The organism is Variovorax sp. J22P240 (assembly GCF_030316855.1).
GTDB lineage: Bacteria > Pseudomonadota > Gammaproteobacteria > Burkholderiales > Burkholderiaceae_C > Variovorax.
The window spans coordinates 185,136-208,230 of the sequence record NZ_JASZYR010000001.1 but is presented as its reverse complement, the minus strand read 5'-3'; the positions used below and the strand labels follow the sequence as shown (position 1 = coordinate 208,230).

Annotated in this window: 24 protein-coding genes and 1 tRNA gene; 11 read left to right on the top strand and 14 right to left on the bottom strand. The window is 63.4% G+C overall.

Annotation, left to right across the window (positions count from 1 at the left end):
• Positions 1-608: 608 nt before the first annotated feature.
• The 9 genes from QTI24_RS01060 to infC form a co-directional block, all read right to left on the bottom strand.
• On the bottom strand, positions 609-824 hold the full coding sequence (locus QTI24_RS01060; protein WP_286597764.1) for a hypothetical protein: 216 nt from the start codon (positions 822-824) through the stop codon (positions 609-611).
• A gap of 85 nt (positions 825-909) precedes the next feature.
• Positions 910-986: transfer RNA gene (locus tag QTI24_RS01055), tRNA-Pro, on the bottom strand.
• Positions 987-1,012: 26 nt separating this feature from the next.
• Positions 1,013-1,477 carry a MerR family transcriptional regulator gene (locus QTI24_RS01050; RefSeq protein ID WP_286597762.1) on the bottom strand — a complete coding sequence of 155 codons (465 nt, stop codon included), beginning with the start codon at positions 1,475-1,477 and terminating at the stop codon, positions 1,013-1,015.
• A gap of 65 nt (positions 1,478-1,542) precedes the next feature.
• Entirely contained in the window at positions 1,543-1,914 is a 372-nt protein-coding gene (locus QTI24_RS01045) for an integration host factor subunit alpha (RefSeq protein ID WP_286597761.1), read from the bottom strand.
• Entirely contained in the window at positions 1,911-4,346 is a 2,436-nt protein-coding gene (gene pheT / locus QTI24_RS01040; RefSeq protein ID WP_286597760.1) for a phenylalanine--tRNA ligase subunit beta, read from the bottom strand. Before pheT ends, QTI24_RS01045 begins: the two co-directional genes overlap by 4 nt.
• Before the next feature lie 19 nt (positions 4,347-4,365).
• A complete protein-coding gene (gene pheS, locus QTI24_RS01035; protein ID WP_286597759.1) occupies positions 4,366-5,442 on the bottom strand; it encodes a phenylalanine--tRNA ligase subunit alpha in 1,077 nt (358 codons plus the stop codon).
• A gap of 133 nt (positions 5,443-5,575) precedes the next feature.
• Entirely contained in the window at positions 5,576-5,935 is a 360-nt protein-coding gene (gene rplT / locus QTI24_RS01030; RefSeq protein WP_028253492.1) for a 50S ribosomal protein L20, read from the bottom strand.
• A 24-nt stretch (positions 5,936-5,959) separates the two neighbouring features.
• Positions 5,960-6,163, bottom strand: coding sequence for a 50S ribosomal protein L35 (rpmI, locus tag QTI24_RS01025; RefSeq protein ID WP_028253491.1), 204 nt, complete (start codon positions 6,161-6,163; stop codon positions 5,960-5,962).
• Positions 6,164-6,304: 141 nt separating this feature from the next.
• Complete coding sequence (infC, locus tag QTI24_RS01020) at positions 6,305-6,841, bottom strand: translation initiation factor IF-3 (protein WP_286597757.1); 537 nt, start codon at positions 6,839-6,841, stop codon at positions 6,305-6,307.
• Between infC and QTI24_RS01015 the strand changes: the two genes are divergently transcribed.
• On the top strand, positions 6,752-6,946 hold the full coding sequence (locus tag QTI24_RS01015) for a hypothetical protein (protein WP_286599307.1): 195 nt from the start codon (positions 6,752-6,754) through the stop codon (positions 6,944-6,946). The two genes, infC and QTI24_RS01015, sit on opposite strands and share 90 nt — an antisense overlap.
• Positions 6,947-7,013: 67 nt before the next feature.
• Here the strand turns inward: QTI24_RS01015 and thrS are convergent, their stop codons facing one another.
• A complete protein-coding gene (gene thrS, locus QTI24_RS01010) occupies positions 7,014-8,921 on the bottom strand; it encodes a threonine--tRNA ligase (protein WP_286597755.1) in 1,908 nt (635 codons plus the stop codon).
• A gap of 216 nt (positions 8,922-9,137) precedes the next feature.
• Complete coding sequence (locus QTI24_RS01005) at positions 9,138-9,449, bottom strand: putative quinol monooxygenase (protein ID WP_286597754.1); 312 nt, start codon at positions 9,447-9,449, stop codon at positions 9,138-9,140.
• 112 nt (positions 9,450-9,561) lie between these two features.
• Between QTI24_RS01005 and QTI24_RS01000 the strand changes: the two genes are divergently transcribed.
• On the top strand, positions 9,562-10,524 hold the full coding sequence (locus QTI24_RS01000) for a GlxA family transcriptional regulator (protein ID WP_286597753.1): 963 nt from the start codon (positions 9,562-9,564) through the stop codon (positions 10,522-10,524).
• Between the two features lie 73 nt (positions 10,525-10,597).
• On the opposite strand, the gene aceA is transcribed toward QTI24_RS01000, so the two are convergent.
• Together aceA and QTI24_RS00990 are read right to left on the bottom strand one after the other, a co-directional pair.
• Entirely contained in the window at positions 10,598-11,917 is a 1,320-nt protein-coding gene (aceA, locus tag QTI24_RS00995) for an isocitrate lyase (RefSeq protein WP_286597752.1), read from the bottom strand.
• Positions 11,918-12,161: 244 nt separating this feature from the next.
• Entirely contained in the window at positions 12,162-12,566 is a 405-nt protein-coding gene (locus QTI24_RS00990; RefSeq protein WP_286597751.1) for a gamma-glutamylcyclotransferase family protein, read from the bottom strand.
• A gap of 30 nt (positions 12,567-12,596) precedes the next feature.
• On the opposite strand from QTI24_RS00990, the gene QTI24_RS00985 reads away from it, so the two are divergent.
• Positions 12,597-13,523, top strand: a complete 927-nt coding sequence (locus QTI24_RS00985) for a DMT family transporter (RefSeq protein ID WP_286597750.1) — start codon at positions 12,597-12,599, stop codon at positions 13,521-13,523.
• A gap of 183 nt (positions 13,524-13,706) precedes the next feature.
• Positions 13,707-14,129, top strand: a complete 423-nt coding sequence (locus QTI24_RS00980) for an SWIB/MDM2 domain-containing protein (protein ID WP_286568531.1) — start codon at positions 13,707-13,709, stop codon at positions 14,127-14,129.
• Positions 14,130-14,203: 74 nt separating this feature from the next.
• Here the strand turns inward: QTI24_RS00980 and QTI24_RS00975 are convergent, their stop codons facing one another.
• Entirely contained in the window at positions 14,204-15,922 is a 1,719-nt protein-coding gene (locus QTI24_RS00975) for a thiamine pyrophosphate-binding protein (protein WP_286597749.1), read from the bottom strand.
• Positions 15,923-16,018: 96 nt separating this feature from the next.
• Between QTI24_RS00975 and QTI24_RS00970 the strand changes: the two genes are divergently transcribed.
• From QTI24_RS00970 to QTI24_RS00940, 7 genes are all read left to right on the top strand, one after another.
• Positions 16,019-16,666 (top strand): TetR/AcrR family transcriptional regulator, encoded by a 648-nt coding sequence (locus tag QTI24_RS00970; RefSeq protein WP_286597747.1) that lies wholly within the window; start codon positions 16,019-16,021, stop codon positions 16,664-16,666.
• Positions 16,667-16,803: 137 nt separating this feature from the next.
• Entirely contained in the window at positions 16,804-17,577 is a 774-nt protein-coding gene (locus tag QTI24_RS00965) for an ABC transporter permease (protein ID WP_286597745.1), read from the top strand.
• A 35-nt stretch (positions 17,578-17,612) separates the two neighbouring features.
• Positions 17,613-18,620, top strand: a complete 1,008-nt coding sequence (locus tag QTI24_RS00960; protein ID WP_286597743.1) for an ABC transporter substrate-binding protein — start codon at positions 17,613-17,615, stop codon at positions 18,618-18,620.
• 35 nt (positions 18,621-18,655) lie between these two features.
• Entirely contained in the window at positions 18,656-19,438 is a 783-nt protein-coding gene (locus tag QTI24_RS00955; protein ID WP_286597742.1) for an ABC transporter ATP-binding protein, read from the top strand.
• Between the two features lie 19 nt (positions 19,439-19,457).
• Positions 19,458-20,894 carry an enolase C-terminal domain-like protein gene (locus QTI24_RS00950; RefSeq protein WP_286597741.1) on the top strand — a complete coding sequence of 479 codons (1,437 nt, stop codon included), beginning with the start codon at positions 19,458-19,460 and terminating at the stop codon, positions 20,892-20,894.
• A gap of 36 nt (positions 20,895-20,930) precedes the next feature.
• Positions 20,931-21,905, top strand: a complete 975-nt coding sequence (locus tag QTI24_RS00945; protein WP_286597740.1) for a tripartite tricarboxylate transporter substrate binding protein — start codon at positions 20,931-20,933, stop codon at positions 21,903-21,905.
• Between the two features lie 26 nt (positions 21,906-21,931).
• Positions 21,932-23,095 (top strand): Gfo/Idh/MocA family protein, encoded by a 1,164-nt coding sequence (locus tag QTI24_RS00940; RefSeq protein WP_286597738.1) that lies wholly within the window; start codon positions 21,932-21,934, stop codon positions 23,093-23,095.

Below are 23,095 nucleotides of genomic sequence, written 5' to 3'. Positions count from 1 at the left end.
AGACAAATTTACAACTTCCATATTACTCAGTCCCCCGCGCCGTGTCCGTCTTTTTCCAGGCCGACGAGCGCGCAGCACAGTCGGTGGCGTTGCGGGCATGGTAGGCAGTTCCTACCCTCGTCTCAAGAAGCCGGACGGCCTGTCCGGGCCAGCCAATTTGCGTAGGCTGGCGGCCGGGCTCAGCGCCCTGCGTCGAGAAACGACGATCGACTGCCCGAGTCCATCGCCAATCCTCGCGGCGAACAGACCAGTCCCTCGTTGACCACTCTTTTTCGGCTCGCCAAGAGACTTGAGACGGAGCCTCGGGAGTTGGTGCCGTCGGTACAGCAGCGATATGAGAAGGAACTGGGGTCTCGATAGCGCGACCCAGATTGCGCAATGCGTGGAGTACGACCTTGCCCTGCGAAAGGTACAAAACTGCCAGTAGACATCGCCGCCCGAACTGCGGCGATCGTGGGCGGACCAATCGAGACCCACACCATCCACCAGTCCGCCAGTCCACCAGTCCGCCAGTCCGCCAGTCCGCCAGCGTGCCGTCACCCATCATCAAGTCCAGTGCTTCGCGTGCAGTAACACGCCAAATGTCGAGCTAGCCATGACACCGATGCCTACTCGGCGGTCGGCACCGGCTTAACGACCAAGGCCGCGTTGCCCTTCATGACCTTACGGGTTGCAATTTGCAAATCGCGCTGCCGAATCTCAGCGTCCGCGAAGCCGGTCGGATCGTAGGCGTTGTACATAGCCTGCACGGCCACGAAAGGACTGACTAGCGTTGCCACGATGATCGCCAAATCGATGACTTTGACGGCCCAGTCGAAATCCATGTTCCCGCTCTGGCGCCGCCAGGACGCGGCGCTCAGAAACGACAAAGGGGTTAGCAACTACTACGCTGCTAACCCCTGTCAATACTGGTCGGTGTGAAAGGATTCGAACCTTCGACCCCTTGCACCCCATGCAAGTGCGCTACCAGGCTGCGCCACACACCGAAGCCCTCAATTATAGCCTCGCGAATTCAGTGACTTGTGGTGAGCAACTCACGAATTTCATTCAGTTCGCGCCGGAGATGGAGCAATTGCGACAGATCGACTGTCCGGGCTGCCTGCGGCGGCGGCGTTTCCATCTCGTCCTGCACCGCTGCATCGAACTCTTCCTGATCGATCTCGATCGCCTCAAGGCCTTCCAGCGGCACATCAGCGGCTTTGCGGCGATCGCGCTCGGACTGCACCAGCTCCTGCAGCCTGTTGCGCGCTCCGCTGATGGTGAACCCCTGGTCGTACAGGAGGTCGCGGATGCGGCGAATCATGAGCACCTCATGGTGCTGGTAGTAGCGCCGGTTGCCGCGCCGCTTCATGGGGCGCAGTTGCGTGAACTCCTGCTCCCAGTAGCGCAGCACGTGCGGCTTGACGCCGCACAACTCCCCCACCTCACCGATCGTGAAGTAGCGTTTGACGGGAATCGGCGGGAGGGTTTTCTCCATTGAAATCAATACAGTGCAAGCGAAACCTCATAGGTTACTCCACCCTCGCTTGCAGCACCAAGCACTTATTCGGACCCGAGGCTCCATTCGACCTCTTGCGGCGCTTCTTCGGAGATGCTTCCGTGGATTTGTTCCTTGAGCTTGGCGCTCGCATGGAAGGTGGCGACGCGACGCTCGCCGATGGGGATGGCCTCGCCAGTCCGCGGATTGCGCCCGGGCCGGGGCGCCTTGACGCGGATCTGGAAGTTGCCGAATCCCGAGATCTTCACGTCCGTGCCCTCGATCAGGCTGTTGGCGATCAGGTCGAAGAAGGCCTCGACCATGTCCTTGGACTCGCGCTTGTTCAAGCCGATTTGCTCGAACAGCAGATCGGCCAGATGCGCCTTGGTGAGCGCCGGCGTTTCGAGGGCCTCGAGCGTGAATTCCATGGCGTTCATGCCCGCATGCGCGCGCCGAGCCGCGCGCCGAGTTGCTCGATGATCGCGCGCACGGCCGCTTCGACCTGCTCGTCGGTCAGCGTCGCGGCGTCGGAGTTGAAACTGAGGCGCACGGCCATGCTCTTCTCGCCTTGTGCGAGGCCGCCAGAAGCAACCGCACCATCGCGACCAACCGTCGGCCGGTAGATGTCGAAGAGGCTGATTTCACGCAACAGGCTCGCATCCGAAGCGGCGCGGATCGCCTGCATGAGTGCGTCGTGCGTGACCGCTTCAGCGACCACCACCGCGATGTCGCGTTCAACCGCCTGGTGCTTGGGCACCGGTTGCGCCACTGGCACCGGCCGAGCGGTCACGGCGTCAAGCTCAAGCTCGAACAGCACGGGTGCATGGGCGAAGTCCCATTTTTGACGCCAGCGCGGATGCAGTTCACCGACGACGCCGATGGCGCGACCGTCGAGCAGCACGCGCGCGGCGCGTCCCGGATGCAATGCAGGGTGCTCCACAGGCTCGAAAGATGCCACGCGCGGTGCAAGCAAGGCCTCGACGTCGCCCTTGACGTCGAAGAAATCGGTGCGTTGCGCCTTGCCTTCCCAGCGGGCCTCGTCCGCATCGCCCCAGGCCAGCCCGGCCACACGCATGGGCTGATGGATACCCTTGACCGTGCTGTCGGTGGTGACGACCGAGTCGTCGCGAAGGAAGACCCGGCCCAGCTCGAACACGCGGGCGCGCGGCGCCTTGCGGTCCAGGTTGAACTTGAGCACCTGCAACAGCGAGCCGATCAGCGACGATCGCATCACGCTCATCTGGCTCGCGATCGGGTTCAGCAGCTTGATCGGGTTCTCGTTACCGGCGAGATCCTGTTCCCAATGGGCTTCGACGAAGCTGAAGTTGATGGTTTCCTGGTAGCCCAACGCAGCGAGGCGGTGGCGCACGGCGGCGTTGCCACGTTGCGCCTCGGCCCGCACGCGCGCAGTGATCGGCGCCAGCGGTGGCGTGGTCGGCAGGTTGTTATAGCCAATGAGGCGTGCGACCTCCTCGATGAGGTCTTCCTCGATCAGCAGATCGAAGCGATGCGGCGGCGGCGTGACGATCAGCGTCCCGTCGCCTTCCGCGACCGGCAGGGCAAGACGTCGCAACGCGTCGGCGCACTGGGCCTGTGTGAGCGGCATGCCGATCACACGCGCGGCGCGTGCCACGCGCATCGAGACAGGCTTGGCTTCTGGCAGTCGCAGGGTCTGGTCGTCGATGGGGCCGGCCTCTCCGCCGCAAATGTCGACCACCAATTGCGTGATGCGCTCGATGATCGCCACGGTACGGCTCGGGTCGACGCCACGCTCGAAACGGTGCCCGGCGTCGGTCGAGAAATTGAAGCGGCGCGAACGTCCCTGGATGCTCTCGGGCCACCAGAAGGCAGCCTCGACGTAGATGTTGCGCGTGTCGTCGGACACGGCCGTCGCGTCGCCGCCCATGATGCCGGCAAGCGACTCGACTTCGCGATCGTCAGCGATCACTCCGACCTTCTCGTCGACCGTGACCGTGTTGCCATTGAGCAGCTTCAGTTGTTCGCCCGGCCTGCCCCAGCGCACGCTGAGTCCGCCATGGATCTTGTCGAGGTCGAAAATGTGAGATGGCTGTCCGTACTCGAACATCACGTAGTTCGAGATGTCGACCAGCGGTGACACGCTGCGCTGACCGCAACGGGCTAGCCGGTCAACCATCCATGCGGGCGTCGCGACCTTGGTGTCGACGCCGCGCACGACGCGCCCCGAAAAACGGCCGCACAGCTCGGGAGCCTCAACCTTGACGGGCAGCTTGACCTCCAAGGCCGCCGCGACGGGTGCGATCTCGGGCGTCTTGAGCGGTGCGCCGGTCAGCGCGGCCAGTTCGCGCGCGATGCCATGAACGCTCAGTCCATGCGCGAGATTGGGTGTGAGCTTGAGCGTCAGCAAAGAATCGTCGAGCTTCAGCACCTCGCGCACATCGGTACCGATCGGAGCGTCGGCAGCGAGTTCGAGCAGCCCGCCATGGTCTTCGCTGAGCTTGAGTTCCCGCGCCGAGCACAACATGCCTTGGCTCTCGACGCCACGCAGCTTGCCGAGTTGAATGAGGAATGGCTTGCCGTCCTCGCCTGGAGGCAGTTCGGCGCCGACCAGCGCGACCGGGACCTTGATGCCGACACGCGCATTGGGCGCACCGCACACTATGTTCAACAAGGCACCCTGCCCTGCGTCGACCTGGCACACGCGCAGGCGATCGGCATTGGGGTGCTGCTCGGCTTCCTTGATCTCGCCGACCACCACCTTGGCGAAGGGCGGCGCGACCGGCCGGCGCTCTTCGACCTCGAAGCCGCCCATGGTGAGCGTTTCGGCCAGTTCGGCGCTGCTGAGCTGCGGATCGCAGAATTCGCGCAACCAGGACTCGGGAAATTGCATCTCGTCGTACTCGTTCTAATTACTGGAATTGGCTCAGGAAACGCAGGTCGCCGTCGAAGAACAGGCGCAGGTCGTTCACGCCGTAGCGCAGCATCGTGAGCCGATCCGGGCCCATGCCGAATGCGAAGCCGATGTATCGCTCCGGGTCCAGGCCCATGTTCCGCACCACATTCGGGTGCACCTGCCCCGAGCCCGCGACTTCGAGCCAGCGGCCGGCCAACGGGCCACTCTGGAACTGGATGTCGATCTCTGCGCTGGGTTCGGTGAACGGAAAGAAGCTGGGGCGGAAGCGCAGCACCAGGTCGTCGCTCTCGAAGAAGGTCCGGCAGAAATCGGTGAACACGACCTTCAGGTCCTTGAAACTCACGTTCTCGCCGAGCCACAGGCCTTCGCACTGATGGAACATCGGCGAATGAGTCGCGTCGCTGTCGACCCGGTAAGTGCGGCCGGGTGCGATCACGCGGATCTCTGGAGCCTTGACCGTGCCGCTGGCGTCTGCCGAGGCAGCTTCGAACTGCGCAGCGTACTTTTTGATTTGCTGGTGCGCATATCGCACCTGCATCGGGCTGGTGTGCGGGCGCAGGTTGTAGGGAATGCCGTCTTCGCCGTTCATGTCGACGTAGAAGGTGTCCTGCATCGACCGCGCCGGATGGTTCGGCGGGTTGTTCAGCGAGGTGAAGCTGTGCCAATCGGTCTCGATCTCGGGACCGTCGGCCACGTCGAAACCCATGCTTGAGAAGATCGCCTCGATGCGATCCATCGTGCGGCTCACCGGATGCAATCCGCCCGGCACTCGCTGGCGGCCAGGAAGCGTGACATCGAGCGCCTCGGCTCGCAATTGAACCGCGAGTTCCTCGTCCGCGAGTTGCTGGCGGCGCTCGGTGAGCGCGGCCTCGATCGCCTGTTTGGCAACATTGATGGCAGCGCCGCGAGACTTCTTCTCTTCGACGCTCAGTGCGGCCATGCCCTTCATCAATTCCGTGATGCGGCCGGCCTTGCCGAGAAACAGAGCCTTGGCGTTCTCGAGGTCGGCCGGCGCCGAGGCTGCGGCAAAGGCTGCGCGTGCGGTGTCGACCAGGGAGTCCAACTCGTTCATGGGGAAATTCTTCGAGGTGAAAAGGAAGCGGGCTGCCGCCAGGATGAAAAAAGGGCTGGAGCCCTTTCAAGCGCCAGCCCTTGTGCCGTGGGCGCAGGCAGCCATCCGGAAGACGGCAACCTGCTGTGCAGAATCAAGCAGCCAGCTTGGCCTTGACCTGCTCCACGATGCCGGCAAAAGCGGCCTTGTCGTGCACGGCGATATCAGCGAGGACCTTGCGGTCGATCTCGATACCGGCCTTGCGGATGCCGTTGGCGAACTGGCTGTAGGTCAGGCCCAGTTCACGCGAGGCGGCGTTGATACGCGCAATCCACAGTTGGCGGAACACGCGCTTCTTGGTACGGCGGTCACGGTAGGCGTATTGGCCTGCCTTCATCACCGCCTGCTTGGCGATGCGGAAAACATTGCCGCGACGACCGCGGAAACCCTTGGCGAGTGCGAGAACCTTCTTGTGGCGGGCGCGAGCCGTTACACCACGTTTGACGCGAGGCATGTGTGTACTCCTTGTTCGTCTGGGTTAGATGCCGCTACCGGGCAACATGGCGGCCATCGAAACCATGTTGGTCTCGTGCACTGCCGTTGCACCGCGCAGGTGACGCTTGTTCTTGGTGGTCTTCTTGGTCAGGATGTGACGCTTGAAGGCTTGACCGCGCTTGACGGTGCCACCGGGACGAACGCGGAAACGCTTTTTCGCGCTGCTCTTGGTCTTCATTTTGGGCATGTGAATGCTCCTTTAGTTTGTGCTCGTGAGGCGCCGCGGATGTTCCACGGACTTGTTGGCCCCGAGACACTTCTTTATCCCGCCCTTGCCTGCACCCTGAAGTGCAGCCAAGGGCGAAATCCCTTCAAATCTATCGACGACTTACGCTGCCGCAGGCGCTGCCGTGGGCTCAGCCGCCGGCTTTGCAACTCCGCCCGCCTTCTTTCGGCCTGGAGCGATCATCATGATCATCTGGCGGCCTTCCAGCTTCGGGAACTGCTCGACGACGATCAGGTCGCCGAGTTCGTCGCGAATGCGCTGAAGCAATGCCAGACCAAGCTCCTGGTGCGTGATCTCGCGACCGCGGAAGCGGAGCGTGATCTTGCACTTGTCGCCCTCTTCCAAGAAACGCCGGATGTTGCGCATCTTGATGTTGTAGTCACCGTCGTCGGTGCCCGGGCGGAACTTGATTTCCTTGACTTCGATGACCTTCTGCTTCGATTTCGCTTCGGCCGCCTTCTTCTGCTCGTGGTACTTGAACTTGCCGTACTCGATCAGGCGGCAGACCGGCGGATTGGCCGCCGCGACAACTTCCACCAGATCCACGTCTTGTTCACCAGCCAGGCGCAATGCCTCGGCAAGACTCACTACACCCAACGGCTCGTTATCGGGCCCGATCAGGCGGACTTCCGGGGCCATGATTTCCCGGTTCAGGCGGTGTTGGCGTTCCTCGCGGTGGCGGCGGTCGCGAAATGCAGTAGCGATGGTCAGGATCCTTCAAACAATTTGCTACAAAAACTGTAGCTAACACCGTAGAGTCCACGCCCACAAGCAGCCTGATCGACAAATCGGCCTTTGAACTTGTTCAAATTCAAAGCTTGTGTTGGATGTCGTGAGCGACCTTTTGAGAGAACGCCTCCACCGACATGGCACCGAGGTCAAGATTGCCTCGGGCGCGCACTGCGACGGCACCTGCTTCCTTCTCCTTGTCACCTACAACCAGGATATAGGGAAGCTTTTGCAACGAATGCTTCCGTATTTTATACGTAATCTTTTCGTTGTGCAGGTCGAGCGAAACTCTAAGCCCTTGATCCTGCAACGTTTTGGCAACTTGGGCTGCGTACTCGGCCTGCCCTTCGCTGATATTGAGCACCACCACCTGCACCGGCGCGAGCCACGCGGGCAGCGCACCCGCGTGGTGCTCGATCAGCATGCCGATGAATCGCTCGAGGCTCCCGACGATCGCGCGGTGGAGCATGACCGGATAGGACCGCCCGCTCGTTTCCGTCACGTACTCGCCACCCAGCCGCTCGGCCGTGTTGAAGTCAACCTGCATCGTGCCGCATTGCCACTGGCGGCCGATGGCGTCCTTCAGCGTGTACTCGATCTTGGGGCCGTAGAAGGCGCCCTCGCCAGGCGAAATGACGAAGTCCACGCCTGAGCGGCGCAGCGCTTCCATTACCGCAAACTCAGCCTTGTCCCACAGTTCGTCGGAGCCGACCCGGTTGTCAGGCCGCGTGGCCACCTTGTAGAGAATGTCGGTAAAGCCGAAGTCGGCATAGACCTTCTGCAGCTGCGCCGTGTAGGCGACGCATTCCTCGAGAATCTGGTCTTCTGTGCAAAAGACGTGGCCGTCATCCTGCGTGAAGCCGCGGACGCGCATGATTCCGTGCAGTGCACCGCTCGGTTCGTTGCGGTGGCACTGCCCGAACTCGCCGTAGCGCAGGGGCAGGTCGCGGTAGCTGCGCAGATCCGACTTGAAAATCAGCACGTGGCCGGGGCAGTTCATCGGCTTGAGGGCGTACTCGCGCTTCTCCGACTCCGTTGTGAACATGTTTTCACGGTAGTTCTGCCAGTGACCCGTCTTCTCCCACAGGCTCTTGTCGAGGATCTGCGGACCCTTGACCTCCTGGTAGCCCGTGTCGCGATAGACGCGGCGCATGTACTGCTCGACCTGCTGCCAGATCGCCCACCCTTTGGGATGCCAGAACACCACGCCCGGCGCGGCTTCGTCGATGTGGAAGAGGTCGAGTTCCTTGCCAAGCCGGCGGTGATCGCGCTTCTCGGCCTCCTCGATGCGGCGGATGTAGTCGTCGAGCTGCTTCTTGTCGGCCCACGCCGTGCCGTAGATGCGCTGCAGTTGCTCATTCTTGGCGTCGCCGCGCCAGTAGGCGCCAGCCAGCTTGGTGAGCTTGAAAACCTTGAGAAAACGCGTATTCGGAACGTGCGGGCCGCGGCACATGTCGACGTACTCCTGGTGGTAGTACAGGCCCATGGCCTTCTCGTCGGGCATGTCCTCGACGAGGCGCAGCTTGTACTCCTCGCCGCGGGACTTGAACACGTCGATGACTTCGTCGCGTGGCGTCATCTTCTTGACCACGTCGTAGTCCTGCGCGATCAATTCGCGCATGCGCGCCTCGATGGCCTCCATGTCCTCCGGCGTGAAGGGGCGCTCGTAGGAGATGTCGTAGTAGAAGCCCTCGTCGATCACGGGACCGATCACCATCTTCGCCGTGGGATAGAGCTGCTTCACTGCATGCCCCACCAGGTGAGCCGTGGAGTGGCGGATGATCTCCAGCCCTTCGTCATCTTTCGGCGTGATGATCTGCAGCTTCGCGTCGTGGTCGATCAAGTCACTCGCATCGACCAGCCGGCCGTCGACCTTGCCGGCGACGGTCATCTTCGCCAGACCGGGGCCGATTGACTTGGCAACGTCGGCTACCGAAACCGGGCCGGGAAACTCGCGGCGCGAGTTGTCGGGAAGAGTGATCTGGATCATGAAAAAACCTCGAGGAGAAAACAAAAAGCGCGGTCTGGGGCCGCGCTTTGCTTTGGTTCATGTGCCGGAGATTTCCAGCGTGCGCGGCCTACCGGCCTTTTCCTTCAGGGAAAAGACCGCTGAATCCTTGCGGCGTAGTTCGCGGTGTCATAACCAAAGTGCCTTTCTCGCCCTTGTTGCTGCTGAGTCGGAACTGGCGATTCTATCCGCTGCGGCTCAGGATGCAGGGGCTGCGTTCTTGAGTCCCAGCACCTCGATCGGCTCGATGGTCGGTGCCTTGGCGAACAGGTCCGGCGCCTTCGCCATGAGGGCCTGGGCGATCGGGCCGGTGAGGTGCGCCTGGCGCCCCGCTTCGTCTTCGAACGCATCGAAGATTCCGAAGGTGCTGGCCGACAGGCGCAAGGCGAACCACATCGGCGTGGTCTTTTCGTCGCGCGCCATCGCGAGGCCGGCTTCGAGGAACTGCTGGACTTCGGCTTCCTTGCCCGGCTTGGCTTCGAGGCGAGCGAACAATGCGAACTTGATCATGAGAGTCTCCGGTGGATACGGTGGGCGAAATCGCGCTCACCGGACGTGACTCTATGCCCCGCCATCAAAACGCTCTATTGGCATTTTTGACATCTTTGCTATCGTTATTGCCATGAAGGTGAACATCCTCGCGCTTGATGGCGTGTTCGATACCGGTCTTGCCACGGTGCAGGACGTCTTCAGCACGGCCAACGAACTGGCCGGCATGCTGGCTCTCGACGTAGCCCGATTCGACGTCTCCGTCGTCGCCATGCGGACGAAGGTGCATACCTTCCAGGGTCTTCGGGTTCCCGTCATCCCGATCAGCGAGGGCGGCGCAGCGGACTGGATCGTCGTGCCCGCCATCGGCGACAAGATGCCGGACGCATTGCAGACGGCACTGCAACGACGCGACGTGGCAGATGCCGCCCAAGTCCTGCGAGAGCACGCGGGCCACGGAGGCAAGATCGCAGCCGCCTGCATAGGCACCTTCGTGCTCGCCGAATCCGGCCTGCTCGACGAGCAGAAAGCGACAACCACCTGGTGGCTGGCCTCTCTGTTTCGCCAGCGCTATCCGGCGGTTCGGCTCGACGAATCGCGCATGGTCGTGAGTTCCGGGGCCTTCGTCACCGCCGGAGCCGCTTTGAGCCATATCGACATGGCACTGCTCCTGGTGCGCCAGGCGAGCCCGGAACTCTCGGCCCTCGTGGCGAAGTACCTCATCGTCGACTCCCGGCCTTCGCAATCCGCGTATGTGATCACGGACCATCTGAGCCACGCCGACCCAACCGTCGAGCGCTTCGAGCGATGGGCCCGCGGCCGCCTCGCGGACGGCTTTTCGCTCGACGAGGCCGCCTCGGCAGCAGGTACGAGCAAGCGCACCCTCGCCCGGCGCATGCACCGGATCCTGGGCAAGAGCCCGCTCTCGTACTTTCAGGATCTGAGGGTCGAGCGGGCCGTCCACATGCTCAAGACCAGCGAAAAGAGCCTCGAGCAAATCGCCGAACTGGTCGGCTATGCCGATGGCGTCACGCTTCGGTCGCTGCTTCGCCAGCGCATCGGCCGCAGCGTGCGCGAATTGCGGGCCAACAATTGATTGGGGCAACAACGAAAAAGCGCCCTTACGGGCGCTTCTTGATCACTCGTGCCGGCGAGCCGGCACGAGAAAATCAGTGGAACTGCTCTTCTTCCGTGGAACCCGTCAGGGCCGTCACGCTCGACTTGCCACCCTGGATCACGGTGGTCACTTCGTCGAAGTAGCCCGTACCGACTTCCTGCTGGTGCGACACGAAGGTGTAGCCGCGGTCGCGCGCTGCGAATTCAGGCTCTTGCACCTTCTCGACATAGGCCGACATGCCGCGGGCGACGTAGTCCTGGGCAAGGTCGAACATGTTGAACCACATCGAGTGGATGCCGGCCAGCGTGATGAACTGGTACTTGTAGCCCATCGCACCCAGTTCGCGCTGGAACTTGGCGATGGTCGCGTCGTCGAGGTTCTTCTTCCAGTTGAACGACGGCGAGCAGTTGTACGCCAGCATCTTGCCGGGGTGCACCTTGTGCACGGCTTCGGCGAACTTGCGGGCGAACTCCAGGTCGGGCGTGCCGGTCTCGCACCACACCAGGTCGGCATAGTGGGCGTAGGCGATGGCGCGCGAGATGGCTTGGTCCATGCCCTTCTTGGTCTTGTAGAAGCCTTCGGCCGTGCGCTCGCCAGTCAGGAAGGGCTTGTCGTTTTCGTCGTAATCGCTGGTCAGCAGGTCAGCAGCTTCGGCGTCAGTCCGTGCGATGACGAGCGTCGGCGTGCCGCAGACGTCGGCAGCCATCCGTGCGGCGATCAGCTTCTGCACGGCTTCCGTGGTGGGGACCAGCACCTTGCCGCCCATGTGGCCGCACTTCTTGACCGAGGCGAGTTGGTCTTCGAAGTGCACGCCGCCGGCGCCGGCGCGGATCATGGCCTTCATCAGTTCGAAGCCGTTCAGCACGCCACCGAAGCCTGCTTCAGCGTCGGCCACGATCGGAGCGAAGTAGTCGACGTAGCCCTGGTCGCCGGGATTCGTGCCCTTGGACCACTGGATCTCGTCCGCGCGGCGGAAGGTGTTGTTGATGCGCTCGACCACGGACGGCACGGAATCCACCGGATACAGCGACTGGTCTGGATACATCGAGGCGTAGCTGTTGTTGTCGGCGGCGACTTGCCAGCCCGACAGGTAGATCGCCTTGACGCCCGCCTTGACCTGCTGCATCGCTTGGCCGCCGGTCAGGGCGCCGAGGCAGTTGACGTACGGTTCGTTGTTCACGAGGTCCCAGAGCTTCTCGGCACCGCGGCGAGCGACCGTGTATTCGATCGGGAAGGAACCGCGCAGGCGCACGATGTCGGCCGCGCTGTAGCCGCGCTTGATGCCTTTCCAGCGAGGATTGGTCGCCCATTCTTTTTCGAGGGCGGCAATCTGTTGTTCGCGGCTCAGTTGTTCTGTGATGGTCTGGGGCATGGTCACTCCGAGGGTTGATTGAGAGGTGGCGTTGTCGCGCCGTGGGAGTAACTGTACGGCAAGGTCGCGACTCTTATGTCTTATAGAAGACATATTTTTGATCAAGCAAAATCAATGAGTTACACGACTTTTTCTCAATGCGAAATAAATTTTCTTGTATTGAGAAAAAATATTGCGGCGCAGCACTCGAACATTCCGCAATGCGCAATCAACTTTTCGTGCGTGAAAACCGCAGGTCGACGCGTTAGCGCACGCCGAACCAATCGCCGCCGGCGATGACTCTGCGGCCTCGGACGCGTTCAGGATGGATCTCATAGACAAGGCAAGACAGCCCTTCGCCACCTGCGTCGGGTTCGACCGGCACTTCGCGCTTGATGTACTCGCCCGAGCCGTCCGGCTTGACCTCCTCTAGCGCATCGAGTTGGGCTTCCAGCTCTGGCGTGATGCGATAGATCTCACCGAACACCTCGCCAGGTCCACCCAGCACCGCTCCGGGGTAGGCGCCCAGGTCGTACAGGGTGCCGGCAATGCGCGCGTCGGCCACGCGCTCCGGTTTTGGGTGGAAGCGTGCGATGTCGTTGCGCCCCCCGCTGCGCAGCGTGCCGTAGACAAACACATACCGAGGCATGTTGGTGGATTGGGGCATCATCGAATCAGTCCTCTCAACGCTCCCAGTCTATTGAACACCGCATTCCCTGCACCGGGCCGCCTGGTGGCCTACGGTTGCCTCGCCTTGAGCATGTCACTCGTCGGCAGCTACGTCGCGCTTTCCAAGCCGCTGGTCGCTGCGTTTCCCGTGTTGCTGCTCGCGTGGCTGCGCTTCGGCATCGCAGCGTTGGCGATGCCGCATTGGCTTCGGCGGCCACCGGAAGAGCCCGTGATGACCGCACACACGCGCGGGCTGGTCTTCCTCGAGTCCTTTCTCGGCAACTTCATGTTCTCGATCTGCATGCTCTTCGGCGTGAGCCTCACGAGCGCGGTGTCGGCCGGCGTGATCATGGCGTCCATTCCCGCGGTCGTGGCCATCGGAAGCTGGATGTTCCTGCGCGAGCGGATCACGCCGCGTGTCGGGTTGGCCATCGCCTGCGCCGCAGTCGGCATCGGGCTCCTTGCGCTCGCTCCAGGCCAAGCCACGGGGCATGCGAGCAATGCAACGTATGCACAGATGCCATGGCTCGGCAATCTGCTGGTCTTCTGCGCCGTGGTTTGCGAGGCCTCCTATGCGGTCATCGGCAAGTCGCTCACGGGACGGCTCGGACCCAAGCGCATCTCGTCGCTCATCAACCTGTGGGGCTTCGCGCTGTCGACGCCCTTCGGCATCTGGTTCGCCCTGCACTTCGACTTCGGTGCCGTCCCCTTCGGCGTCTGGAGCCTGCTTGTCGTCTACGCACTGGCAGCGAGCATCTGGACGGTGTGGCTCTGGATGACCGGCCTGAAGGGCGTGCCCGCTTCGCAGGCGGGCGTCTTCACGGTGATGCTGCCGGTGAGCGCCGCCGTCGTCGGCGTGCTCGTGCTGGGCGAAAGTCTGTCGACCCCCCAGGTGCTTGCATTCGCACTCGCGTTGCTCGGCGTGGTGCTCGCGACGTGGCCGGCGCGCAGAGTCTGATGCCATCGAAGTGCACTCCCTAGGGAAAACGCGCCTCTTCTCCCCTCTGAAAAAACAACAGCTCCCAATGAAAAAACCGCTTTTTCCCTTGGAAACGCGTTTCTTCTCCTTTAGCATCCGCAATGCCGATGGAGACACTGCTTTTCATTGGTGAAAGTGTCCAACCAAAAAAGGAAATCAACCATGGCAACTGCAAAGAAGGCTCCGGCCAAGAAAGCTCCCGCGAAGAAGGCCGCTCCGGCCAAGAAGGCGGCAGCACCGGCAAAGAAGGCGGCTCCTGCAAAGAAGGCAGCACCCGCCAAGAAGGCGGCTCCGGCCAAGAAGGCTGCTGCGAAGAAGGCTGCTCCCGCAAAAAAGCGCACTCCCAACGCTGCGTTCATGAAGGCACTGACCCCCAGCCCGGCGCTCGCCGCTGTGGTCGGCTCGACGCCTCTGCCGCGCACCGCTGTCGTGAGCAAGCTGTGGGACTACATCAAGAAGAACAACCTGCAAGACAAGGCCAACAAGCGCAACATCAACGCCGACGCCAAGCTGAAGGAGATCTTCGGCAAGCCGCAAGTGTCGATGTTCGAACTGGCTTCGTTGATCGGCAAGCACGTCAAGTAAGCCTCGGGCGCCTCACCCGCCTGAATCAAAAAGCCGGCATCTGCCGGCTTTTTTTCGCCCATGCGGGTGCCCCCTCACCCCCGAGCCTGCGCCGCCTTGGTGATCGTGCTGAGCGTGCCGCGCGTGGTGATTACCTCGGGATCCAGCGGAATCTCGATCAGCGTGCCCGTATCGGCCGCCAGTGCGCGCAGCAGCGCCGCCTCGAACTGCGCGGTCTCGGTCACGCGCTCGGCGGCGTAACCGTAGGCCTGGGCCAAGGCGCAGAAGTCCGGGTTGCGCAATGCTGTGCCACTTACCTTCGTCGGGTACTCCCGCTCCTGGTGCATGCGGATCGTGCCGAACATGCCGTTGTTGAGCAGCACGATGATGCTCTTGCCGCCATGTTGCGAAGCCGTCGCCAGTTCCTGCCCGTTCATCAGGAAGTCACCGTCGCCGGCAATGGTGAAGGCGATGCGGCCGGTCGCGATGCTGGCCGCGATGCCTGCGGGCACGCCGTAGCCCATCGCGCCGCTGGTGGGCGCGAGCTGCGTCTTGTGGCCCTTCGCCAGGCCGTGGTAGCGGAAGTAGCGATGCACCCAGCTGGCGAAGTTGCCTGCGCCGTTGGTGATGGCCGCGTCCGGCGGCAGGTGCTTCTGCAGCAGCGCAACGACCTCGACCATGTCGACCGCGCCACGTGGCGTCTCCGGCGGAAGTCCGGCCAGCGCTTGCGGCTCCAGGTTCGCGAGGTAGTCGGCATTCGCTGCGGCGGTCCAAGCCTCCCAGGGCAACTCGGTCGGCGCACTCAGCACTTCGAGGCTTCGCGCGGCCGAACTCATGCCGGCGTTGATGGCGAGGTCCGCCTGGTAGACCCGGTTGAGCTCTTCAGCGCTCGCGTGGATGTGCACCAGGGTCTGCTTCGGCTTCGGCGCTTCGAGCAGCGTGTAGCCGCTGGTCGTCATCTCGCCGAGCCGCGGGCCGATCGCGATGACCAGATCGCTTTGCCTGACACGCTCGGCCAGCTTCGGATTGATCGCGATGCCGACGTCGCCTGCGTAGAGCGGGTGATGGTTGTCGAAGGTGTCCTGAAAGCGGAAGGCATTCGCGACTGGTAGCTTCCAGTTCTCCGCGAAGCGCTGGAGGGCCTGCGCGGCCTGCGGCGTCCATCCACCGCCACCCGCGATCACCAGCGGGCGCTGCGACTTCAGCAGTAGCTCGCGCAAGGTGCGCAACGCGCCGGGATCGCTCCATGGCTCCACCGCCTCCACCCGCCGCAGCGGCCGAGCCGTCGTCGTGGCGCGCAGCATGTCCTCGGGCAGCACGACCACGACCGGGCCCGGGCGTCCGTTCATCGCCGTGGCGAAGGCGCGTGCGATGTATTCGGGGATACGGTTCGCGTCGTCGATGCGCTCCACACGCTTGGCGAAACCCTTGGTGCTCGGACCGAAGAAACTGCCGTAGTCGACTTCCTGGAAAGCCTCACGGTCGCGAAAGTCGCTGCCGACATCGCCGACGAACAGCACCATCGGCGTCGAATCCTGGAAGGCGTTGTGCACGCCGATCGATGCATTGGTGGCGCCCGGCCCGCGCGTGACGAAGCAGACACCTGGCCGGCCTGTCAGTTTGCCGTGCGCTTCGGCCATGAACGCGGCGCCGCCCTCCTGGCGATTGACGATGAAGCGGATGCGCTCGCCGTAGGCATGAAAGCCGTCGAGCACCGCGAGAAAACTCTCCCCCGGGACCCCGAAGGCCAGTTCGACACCTTGTTCGACCAGGCATTCGACGATCAGGTGGCCTGCGGGTTGTGATGAGTTCATGTGCGTTGCGCCTCTCTGCTGCAATAGGGTTGCGCGGATTATCTGCGCGCCTTGCATCAGCTTGCCTTAATTCCCCAATTGGTTAAATTCGCTCCCATGAAAGCCCAACCCACGGCACCCGCGGAGCCGCGTTCGCGCGATGCCGACCGCTCGCAACTCGCGATCCTCGCCTCGGCGCGCGATGAATTCGCACAGCGTGGCCTGGCCGGCGCCCGCATGGACAGCATTGCCGCGCGCGCGGGACTGAACAAGCGGCTGATCTACTACTATTTCGGCAGCAAAGACGATCTCTTCCTCGCGGTGCTTGAGGGCACCTACGCTGACATCCGCCAGGCCGAGCAACGCCTGCATCTCGATGAGGTCGAACCGGTCGAGGCCATCCGAAGGCTGATCTCCTTCACCTGGCACTACTACCTCGAGCACCCGGAATTCATCACCCTGCTCAATAGCGAGAACCTGCATCGCGCCGCCCACCTCAAGCGCTCCGAGCGCATCCAGGAGATGAACTCGCCGTTGGTCCAATTGCTCGACGACGTGTTGGAGCGCGGCAAGCGCGACAACCTCTTTCGTGCCGGCGTGGACCCCGTGCAGCTCTACATCTCGATCGCCTCGCTCTGCTACTTCTACCTGTCGAACAACGACACGCTGTCGGCCGTCTTCGGCCGGAACCTGCGCGCGCCCAAGGCCATGGCGCAGCGTCTGTCGCACATGACCGAACTCGTCCTCGGCTACGTGCTGCGCTGATACGGGTATCTCCTAGGGGCCCGCCGGTTGACGGGCCCGGTGGACTTTCTAGAATCGTTAATTCACTTTCCGGTGAATTGGAAGCACGGCGCGGCCATTCCAAGCCACCGGTTTCACGGTCCAACAAAGTCCTGCCGATGCTTCGCAACGTCCTGCTTTCGCCTGCATTGCGGCCCTTCCTGCTCATCCTGATGCTGCTGGTGCTGTGGGACCTCGCGATCCGCCTGTTCAGGATTCCGGCCTATCTCATTCCCCCGCCGCTGCAGGTCGTGCAACAGCTGGTCGCCGAGTGGCCGCGCCTCCTCTCCGAAAGCTGGAAGACCACGCTGGCGACGCTCGGCGGCTTCGGCCTCACCATCGTCATCGGCATCCCGATGGCCATGGTGATCGCCTACTCGCGTGTGGTGGAGTCCTTCGTCTATCCGTTGCTCGTGTTTTCGCAGAGCATCCCCAAGGTCGCAATTGCGCCGCTGTTCGTGGTGTGGTTCGGCTTCGGCATCTTTCCGAAGGTGATCTCGGCCTTCCTGCTGGGCTTCTTTCCGGTCGTGGTTTCCACGGTGATGGGTTTCAAGTCGGTCGAGCCCGACATGCTCGACCTCGCACGCTCGATGGGTGCCAGCCGCCTGCAGACCTTCTTCAAGATCAGCCTGCCGCAGGCCCTGCCCGCGATCTTCAGCGGCCTCAAGGTTTCCGTGACCCTCGCCGTCGTCGGCGCGGTGGTCGGCGAGTTCGTCGGTTCCAACTCCGGCATCGGCTACGTGCTGCAGGTGGCCAACGGCAACTTCGACCTGCCGCTGATGTTCGCCGCGCTGGTGGTGCTCTCGAGCATCGGCGTGATCCTGTTCGTGGCCGTCGACCTGGTCGAGCGGCTGATGATTCCGTGGCACGCCTCGCAGCGCCACGCCCAGTGAGTCCCGTCGCAACAACATCCAACCAGGAGACAACCATGAAGAAACTGCTTCCTTCGCTGCTGGCAGGCGCCGCCACGGCCCTGGCGCTCGCCATGACTCCCGCGCACGCGCAGAACAAGCCGCAGGACAAGGTCACGCTGATGCTCAACTGGTATCTCTACAGCGAGCATGCACCCTTCTTTCTCGGCAAGGAACGCGGCTACTACGCGGAAGAAGGCATCGATCTCGACATCCAGGAAGGCCGGGGCTCCGCCGTCACCGCACAGGCCGTGGCCGCCAAGTCGGCGACCTTCGGCTACATCGACGTCACGACGATGATCAAGGCAGCCGCCAAGGGCGCACCGCTCAAGTCGACGGGCGTGCTGTTTCAGGTCAGCCCAATGTCCGTGATGGGCTTCTCCGAGAAGAACATCAAGACCCCGAAGGACATCATCGGCAAGACAGTGGCGGTCACGCCGGGCGACTCGATGTCGCAGATGTGGCCACTCTTCCTGAAGGCCAACAACATCCAGGCCGACCAGGTGAAGATCGTCTCGGGCGACGCCCAGACCAAGCTCAATGCGGTGACAACCGGGCAGGCAGACCTGCTGCTTGGCTACGTGATGGACCAGGCGATCAAGCTGCAGGACGCGACGGGCAAGTCCGTCACGCCGATCCGCTTCGCCGACTCCGGCGTCAACCAGATCAGCTCCGGGATCATCACCAACAAGAACCTGCTGACCGAGAACCCCGATCTCGTGAAGCGCTTCATGCGCGCCTCCACGCGCGCTGCCGAAGCCGCGGAGAAAGACCCGGCGGCCGCGGTCGACGCAATGCTGAAGGCCAACCCGAAGGCCGGCGTGCGCGACACGCTCATCGTCGGCATGAAGCAGAGCGTGGCGCTTTATCACACCAAGGACACGACCAACCAGCGCCCGTACCGCGTCTCGATGAAGGACGTCAACGACTCGCTCGACCTGCTCGTGCAGTACGGCGGCATGGACGCGGCAACGCGCGGCAAGCCTGAAGACTACGTGACGCTCGACTTCCTGCCGACCAACTGATCCTGCCTCCGCGCGCTCTCACTTCCCCGCTTTCCATGGCCCATGAAAAACTGATCGAAGCGCGCGGCGTCTCGAAGACCTATCAAAGCAAGGACGGCCCGGTCGAATCACTGAAACCGCTCGACTTCTCGATCCGCGAAGGCGAATTCGTCTCCGTCGTCGGCCCGTCGGGCTGCGGCAAGAGCACGCTCCTGAAGATGGTGGCAGGACTACTGCCGATCAGCGGCGGCACGCTGAGCCTCGCCGGCCAGCCGATCAAGGGTCCGCAGAAGGACGTGGGAATCGTGTTCCAGAGCGCGTTGCTGCTGGCTTGGCGCAGCGTCGAGGACAACATCCTGTTGCAGGCCGAGATCCGTCATCTGCCCAAGGCGGCCGCGCGCGAACGCGCACGCGAGTTGATGAAGATGGCGGGGCTCACGGGCTTCGAGAACAAGTACCCGTGGCAGCTTTCCGGCGGGATGCAGCAACGCGCCTCGATCTGCCGCGCGTTGCTGCACGATCCTTCCGTGCTGCTGATGGACGAGCCCTTCGGCGCACTCGATGCGATGACGCGCGAGAAGATGAACCTCGAACTGCAGCGCATCTGGTCCGCATCGAAGAAGACCGTGCTGCTCATCACGCACAGCATCCCGGAGGCCATCTTCCTCTCGGATCGCGTGATCGTGATGAGCGAGCGCCCCGGTTCGATCGCCGCCATCTACGACATCGATCTGCCGCGCCCTCGCCCGATCGATGTGATGGGCACCGAACGCTTTGCCTCCTACGCCCGCACCCTGCGCGCGCACTTCTTCGCGCAGGGCAACCTCGACGCGCACTAGGGCTTCCGCCGTGTCTGCTGTGACTTCATCCTTCGCGCCGCCGGTTCGAGTGCTGGCCGTCGAATTCGGCGTGCGGCCGATGACGCTGCGCCTGCCGTTCAAGTTCGGCGCCGTCACGCTCACGCGCTGTCCCCAGGTCTTCGTGCGCGCCACCGTCGACTGCGGCACGCACGGCGCCGCCGAGGGCTGGGCCGCGGAACTGATGGTGCCCCGTTGGTTCGACAAGCGCGAAGGCTTCAGCCAGGCCGACAACGTGCACCACCTTCAGCAGGCGCTGGAGGCCGCAGCGGACGCGTACCAATCCGGCGCGCCGCTACCGGCCTTTGCGTTGTTCGCGCGCCATTACGACGCGCTGATGGCGCACGGTGCAGCCCTCGGCATGACCGCACTCTCCACCGCCTTCGGCCAGGCCGTGCTGGACCGCGCGGTGCTGGATGCACTGTGCCGCGCCATGCAGATCCCGGTCTACACCGCATTCCAGCGCAATCTGGTCGGCATCGGCGATGCGTCGCTGGTCGACGACTTGCGCGGATGGGACTGGAACGCGTGGCTCGCCAAGCTCGCGCCCTCCTCCCATCTGCACGCGCGACACACCGTGGGCATGCTCGATGCACGCGAAGGCGACAGTACGGACGCCGCAGGTTTGCCGACCAGCCTGCCGGCCGTCGTGCGCCGCTACGGCCATCGCTTCTTCAAGATCAAGCTCGGCGGTCAGCCAGAAGCCGACCTCACACGACTCGATGCAGTGCTCACGACGCTGGACACGGTGGCGCCGGGCTACCGGTTCACGCTCGACGGCAACGAGCAATACACCGATTCGCATGCGCTGCGCGCGCTGTGCGATGGCCTGCGCTCGCTGCCTCGGCTGGCCGCACGGCCCGACGCGCTGCTTTACCTCGAACAACCCCTGCCGCGCGAGGCGAGCATGGATTCATCGCTCGTCGCGCTCCATTCGCCGGCCCCGCTGCTGCTCGATGAGGCCGACGGCACGCTCGACGCATTCGTCACCGGCCGCCAGCACGGCTGGCGCGGCGTATCGAGCAAGGCCTGCAAGGGTCTCTACAAGGCCGTCATCAACCGGGCACGCTGTGATCAGTGGAATCTCTCCGACGGAGGAAGCGACAAACTCTTCTTCATGTCCGCCGAGGATCTGACTTGCCAGGCCGGGCTGGCCGTGCAGCAGGACCTTGCGCTCGCGTCGCTGCTCGGCCTCTCGCACTGCGAGCGAAACGGCCATCACTATGTGGACGGCTTCGGCGACGCGCCGTCCGACGAACAGGCCGGCTTCGCCTCCGCACACAGCGACCTGTACGAAACCAGCGCAGGCCGGCCCCGCCTCTCCATTCGCGACGGCCGCCTGGCCATCGCCTCACTCGGGCGACCCGGCTTCGCGCACTGCGCCGACCCCGACTTCGACAGCCTGCAGCCCCTTTCGCAAGCGCCTGCCCTGGTGTAGCCGCCCGTTTTTTCTTCCAACTCCCAAAGAGACATCATGCAATTCACTCGACGTGCCGCCTTCCTGGCCTGCCTCGCGCTCACGACCTCGTTCGGCGCAGCCGCGCAGAACGGCTACCCCAACAAGCCGATCCGCGTGATCGTCCCGTTCGCGGCCGGAAGCACCACCGACATCATCGCCCGCGCCATCGCCGACAAGATGGGCGCGAGCATGGGCCAGACGCTCGTGATCGACAACCGCGGCGGCGCCAGCGGCACCATCGGCCAGCAGACCGTAGCAACGGCCGCGCCCGACGGCTACACGATCATGATCCACTCGTCGTCGCACACGGTGAGCCCGTCGACCTTCGCGAAACTGCCCTTCGACACGGTGGGCGACTTCGCCGGCGTCACACCGATTTCCACGCTGCCGAACGCGCTCGTGATCTCTCCGGCCAAGAACATCAAGACGCTGAAGGAACTGGTCGCCGCCGCCAAGGCCAAGCCTGGCACCATCAACTTCGCGTCCGCCGGCCAGGGCAGCGCTACCCATCTCAACGCCGAGAAGTTCAAGCTGGCCGCAAAGATCGACGCGACCAACATTCCCTTCAAGGGCTCGGCCGATGCCGTGACCGAAGTGCTGTCGGGCCGCGTCGACTACTACTTCTCGCCCATCGCGCCGGTCATCGGTCAGATCAAGGAAGGCCATCTGGTCGCACTGGCCGTGGGCTCGCCGCAGCGCGCCGCTGCTTTGCCCGATGTGCCTACGACCGCCGAAGCCGGCGTGCCCGGCTCCGAATTCAACTTCTGGATCGGGATGATGGCGCCCGCCAAGACGCCGCGCGACATCGTCAACCGCCTGCACGATGAAGTCGCCAAAGCGCTCGCCAGTCCCGAAGTCAAGGAGCGCTTCCTGAAGCTCGGCGCGGATGCATGGACGCTCAAGCCCGAGCAGTTCGACGCCTACATCAAGGACGAAATCGCAAGCAACGCCACCCTGGTGAAGGCCGCCGGCCTCTCGCCAACCAACTAACCCACACACTCAGCGGAGAGAAATCCATGGCACAGCAAAGACTCGGAATCATCATGCACGGCGTCACCGGACGCATGGGCATGAACCAACACCTGATCCGCTCCATCGTCGCGATTCGCGCGCAAGGCGGCGTGACACTCTCGAATGGCGACAAGGTCATGCCCGACCCCATCCTCATCGGCCGCAATGCCGAGAAGATCGAGGCGCTGGCCAAGGCCCACGGCATCACACGCTGGGGGACCGACCTCGACCTCGCACTGGAGAACAAGGACGACACGATCTTCTTCGACGCCGGTACCACGCAGATGCGCCCGACGCTGCTGGCCAAGGCCATCCGCGCCGGCAAGCACGTCTACTGCGAGAAGCCGATCGCGACCAACCTCAACGAAGCGGTCGAGATCGCCCGTCTCGCCGAAGGCTCGGGCCTGAAGCACGGCGCGGTGCAGGACAAGCTCTTCCTGCCCGGCCTGCGCAAGCTCGACATGCTGCGCCGCGCGGGCTTCTTCGGCCGCATGCTCTCGGTGCGCCTGGAGTTCGGCTACTGGGTGTTCGAAGGCGACCTGCAGCCGATCCAGCGCCCCTCGTGGAACTACCGCAAGGAAGACGGCGGCGGCATGATCCTGGACATGATGTGCCACTGGCGCTATGTGCTGGACAACCTGTTCGGCGAAGTGCAGTCGGTGTCCTGCATCGGCGCCACGCACATCCCCAAGCGCTGGGACGAGGAAGGCAAGCCCTACGAAGCCACCGCCGACGACGCGGCCTATGCCACCTGCGAACTCAAGGGCCACAACGGCGAGCCGGTGATCGCGCAGATCAACATGAGCTGGGTCACGCGCGTACGCCGCGACGATCTGGTGACCTTCCACGTGGACGGCACCGACGGCTCCGCCGTGGCGGGCCTGTCGTCGTGCCGCGCGCAATCGCGCGTCGCGACGCCGCGCCCCGTGTGGAATCCGGACGAGAAGCAGACCATGAACTTCTTCGACCAGTGGCAGGAGATCCCGGACTCGCAGGTCTACGACAACGGCTTCAAGATCCAGTGGGAACACTTCATTCGCCACGTGGTCGAGAACGCGCCCTACAAGTGGACGCTGCCCGAAGGCGCCAAGGGCGTTCAACTGGTCGAGACCGCGCTCGAAAGCTGGAAGGACCGTCGCTGGGTCGACGTGCCCACGCTGAAGATCTGA

Excerpts from the sequence above, each read along its gene's own strand:
- QTI24_RS01060 (WP_286597764.1), bottom strand. The coding sequence starts at position 824 with ATGGATTTCGACTGGGCCGTCAAAGTCATCGATTTGGCGATCATCGTG.
- QTI24_RS01050 (WP_286597762.1), bottom strand. The coding sequence starts at position 1,477 with ATGGAGAAAACCCTCCCGCCGATTCCCGTCAAACGCTACTTCACGATC.
- QTI24_RS01045 (WP_286597761.1), bottom strand. The coding sequence starts at position 1,914 with ATGAACGCCATGGAATTCACGCTCGAGGCCCTCGAAACGCCGGCGCTC.
- pheT (WP_286597760.1), bottom strand. The coding sequence starts at position 4,346 with ATGCAATTTCCCGAGTCCTGGTTGCGCGAATTCTGCGATCCGCAGCTC.
- pheS (WP_286597759.1), bottom strand. The coding sequence starts at position 5,442 with ATGAACGAGTTGGACTCCCTGGTCGACACCGCACGCGCAGCCTTTGCC.
- rplT (WP_028253492.1), bottom strand. The coding sequence starts at position 5,935 with ATGCCTCGCGTCAAACGTGGTGTAACGGCTCGCGCCCGCCACAAGAAG.
- rpmI (WP_028253491.1), bottom strand. The coding sequence starts at position 6,163 with ATGCCCAAAATGAAGACCAAGAGCAGCGCGAAAAAGCGTTTCCGCGTT.
- infC (WP_286597757.1), bottom strand. The coding sequence starts at position 6,841 with ATGGCCCCGGAAGTCCGCCTGATCGGGCCCGATAACGAGCCGTTGGGT.
- thrS (WP_286597755.1), bottom strand. The coding sequence starts at position 8,921 with ATGATCCAGATCACTCTTCCCGACAACTCGCGCCGCGAGTTTCCCGGC.
- QTI24_RS01005 (WP_286597754.1), bottom strand. The coding sequence starts at position 9,449 with ATGATCAAGTTCGCATTGTTCGCTCGCCTCGAAGCCAAGCCGGGCAAG.
- QTI24_RS01000 (WP_286597753.1), top strand. The coding sequence starts at position 9,562 with ATGAAGGTGAACATCCTCGCGCTTGATGGCGTGTTCGATACCGGTCTT.
- aceA (WP_286597752.1), bottom strand. The coding sequence starts at position 11,917 with ATGCCCCAGACCATCACAGAACAACTGAGCCGCGAACAACAGATTGCC.
- QTI24_RS00990 (WP_286597751.1), bottom strand. The coding sequence starts at position 12,566 with ATGATGCCCCAATCCACCAACATGCCTCGGTATGTGTTTGTCTACGGC.
- QTI24_RS00980 (WP_286568531.1), top strand. The coding sequence starts at position 13,707 with ATGGCAACTGCAAAGAAGGCTCCGGCCAAGAAAGCTCCCGCGAAGAAG.
- QTI24_RS00975 (WP_286597749.1), bottom strand. The coding sequence starts at position 15,922 with ATGAACTCATCACAACCCGCAGGCCACCTGATCGTCGAATGCCTGGTC.
- QTI24_RS00970 (WP_286597747.1), top strand. The coding sequence starts at position 16,019 with ATGAAAGCCCAACCCACGGCACCCGCGGAGCCGCGTTCGCGCGATGCC.
- QTI24_RS00965 (WP_286597745.1), top strand. The coding sequence starts at position 16,804 with ATGCTTCGCAACGTCCTGCTTTCGCCTGCATTGCGGCCCTTCCTGCTC.
- QTI24_RS00960 (WP_286597743.1), top strand. The coding sequence starts at position 17,613 with ATGAAGAAACTGCTTCCTTCGCTGCTGGCAGGCGCCGCCACGGCCCTG.
- QTI24_RS00955 (WP_286597742.1), top strand. The coding sequence starts at position 18,656 with ATGGCCCATGAAAAACTGATCGAAGCGCGCGGCGTCTCGAAGACCTAT.
- QTI24_RS00945 (WP_286597740.1), top strand. The coding sequence starts at position 20,931 with ATGCAATTCACTCGACGTGCCGCCTTCCTGGCCTGCCTCGCGCTCACG.
- QTI24_RS00940 (WP_286597738.1), top strand. The coding sequence starts at position 21,932 with ATGGCACAGCAAAGACTCGGAATCATCATGCACGGCGTCACCGGACGC.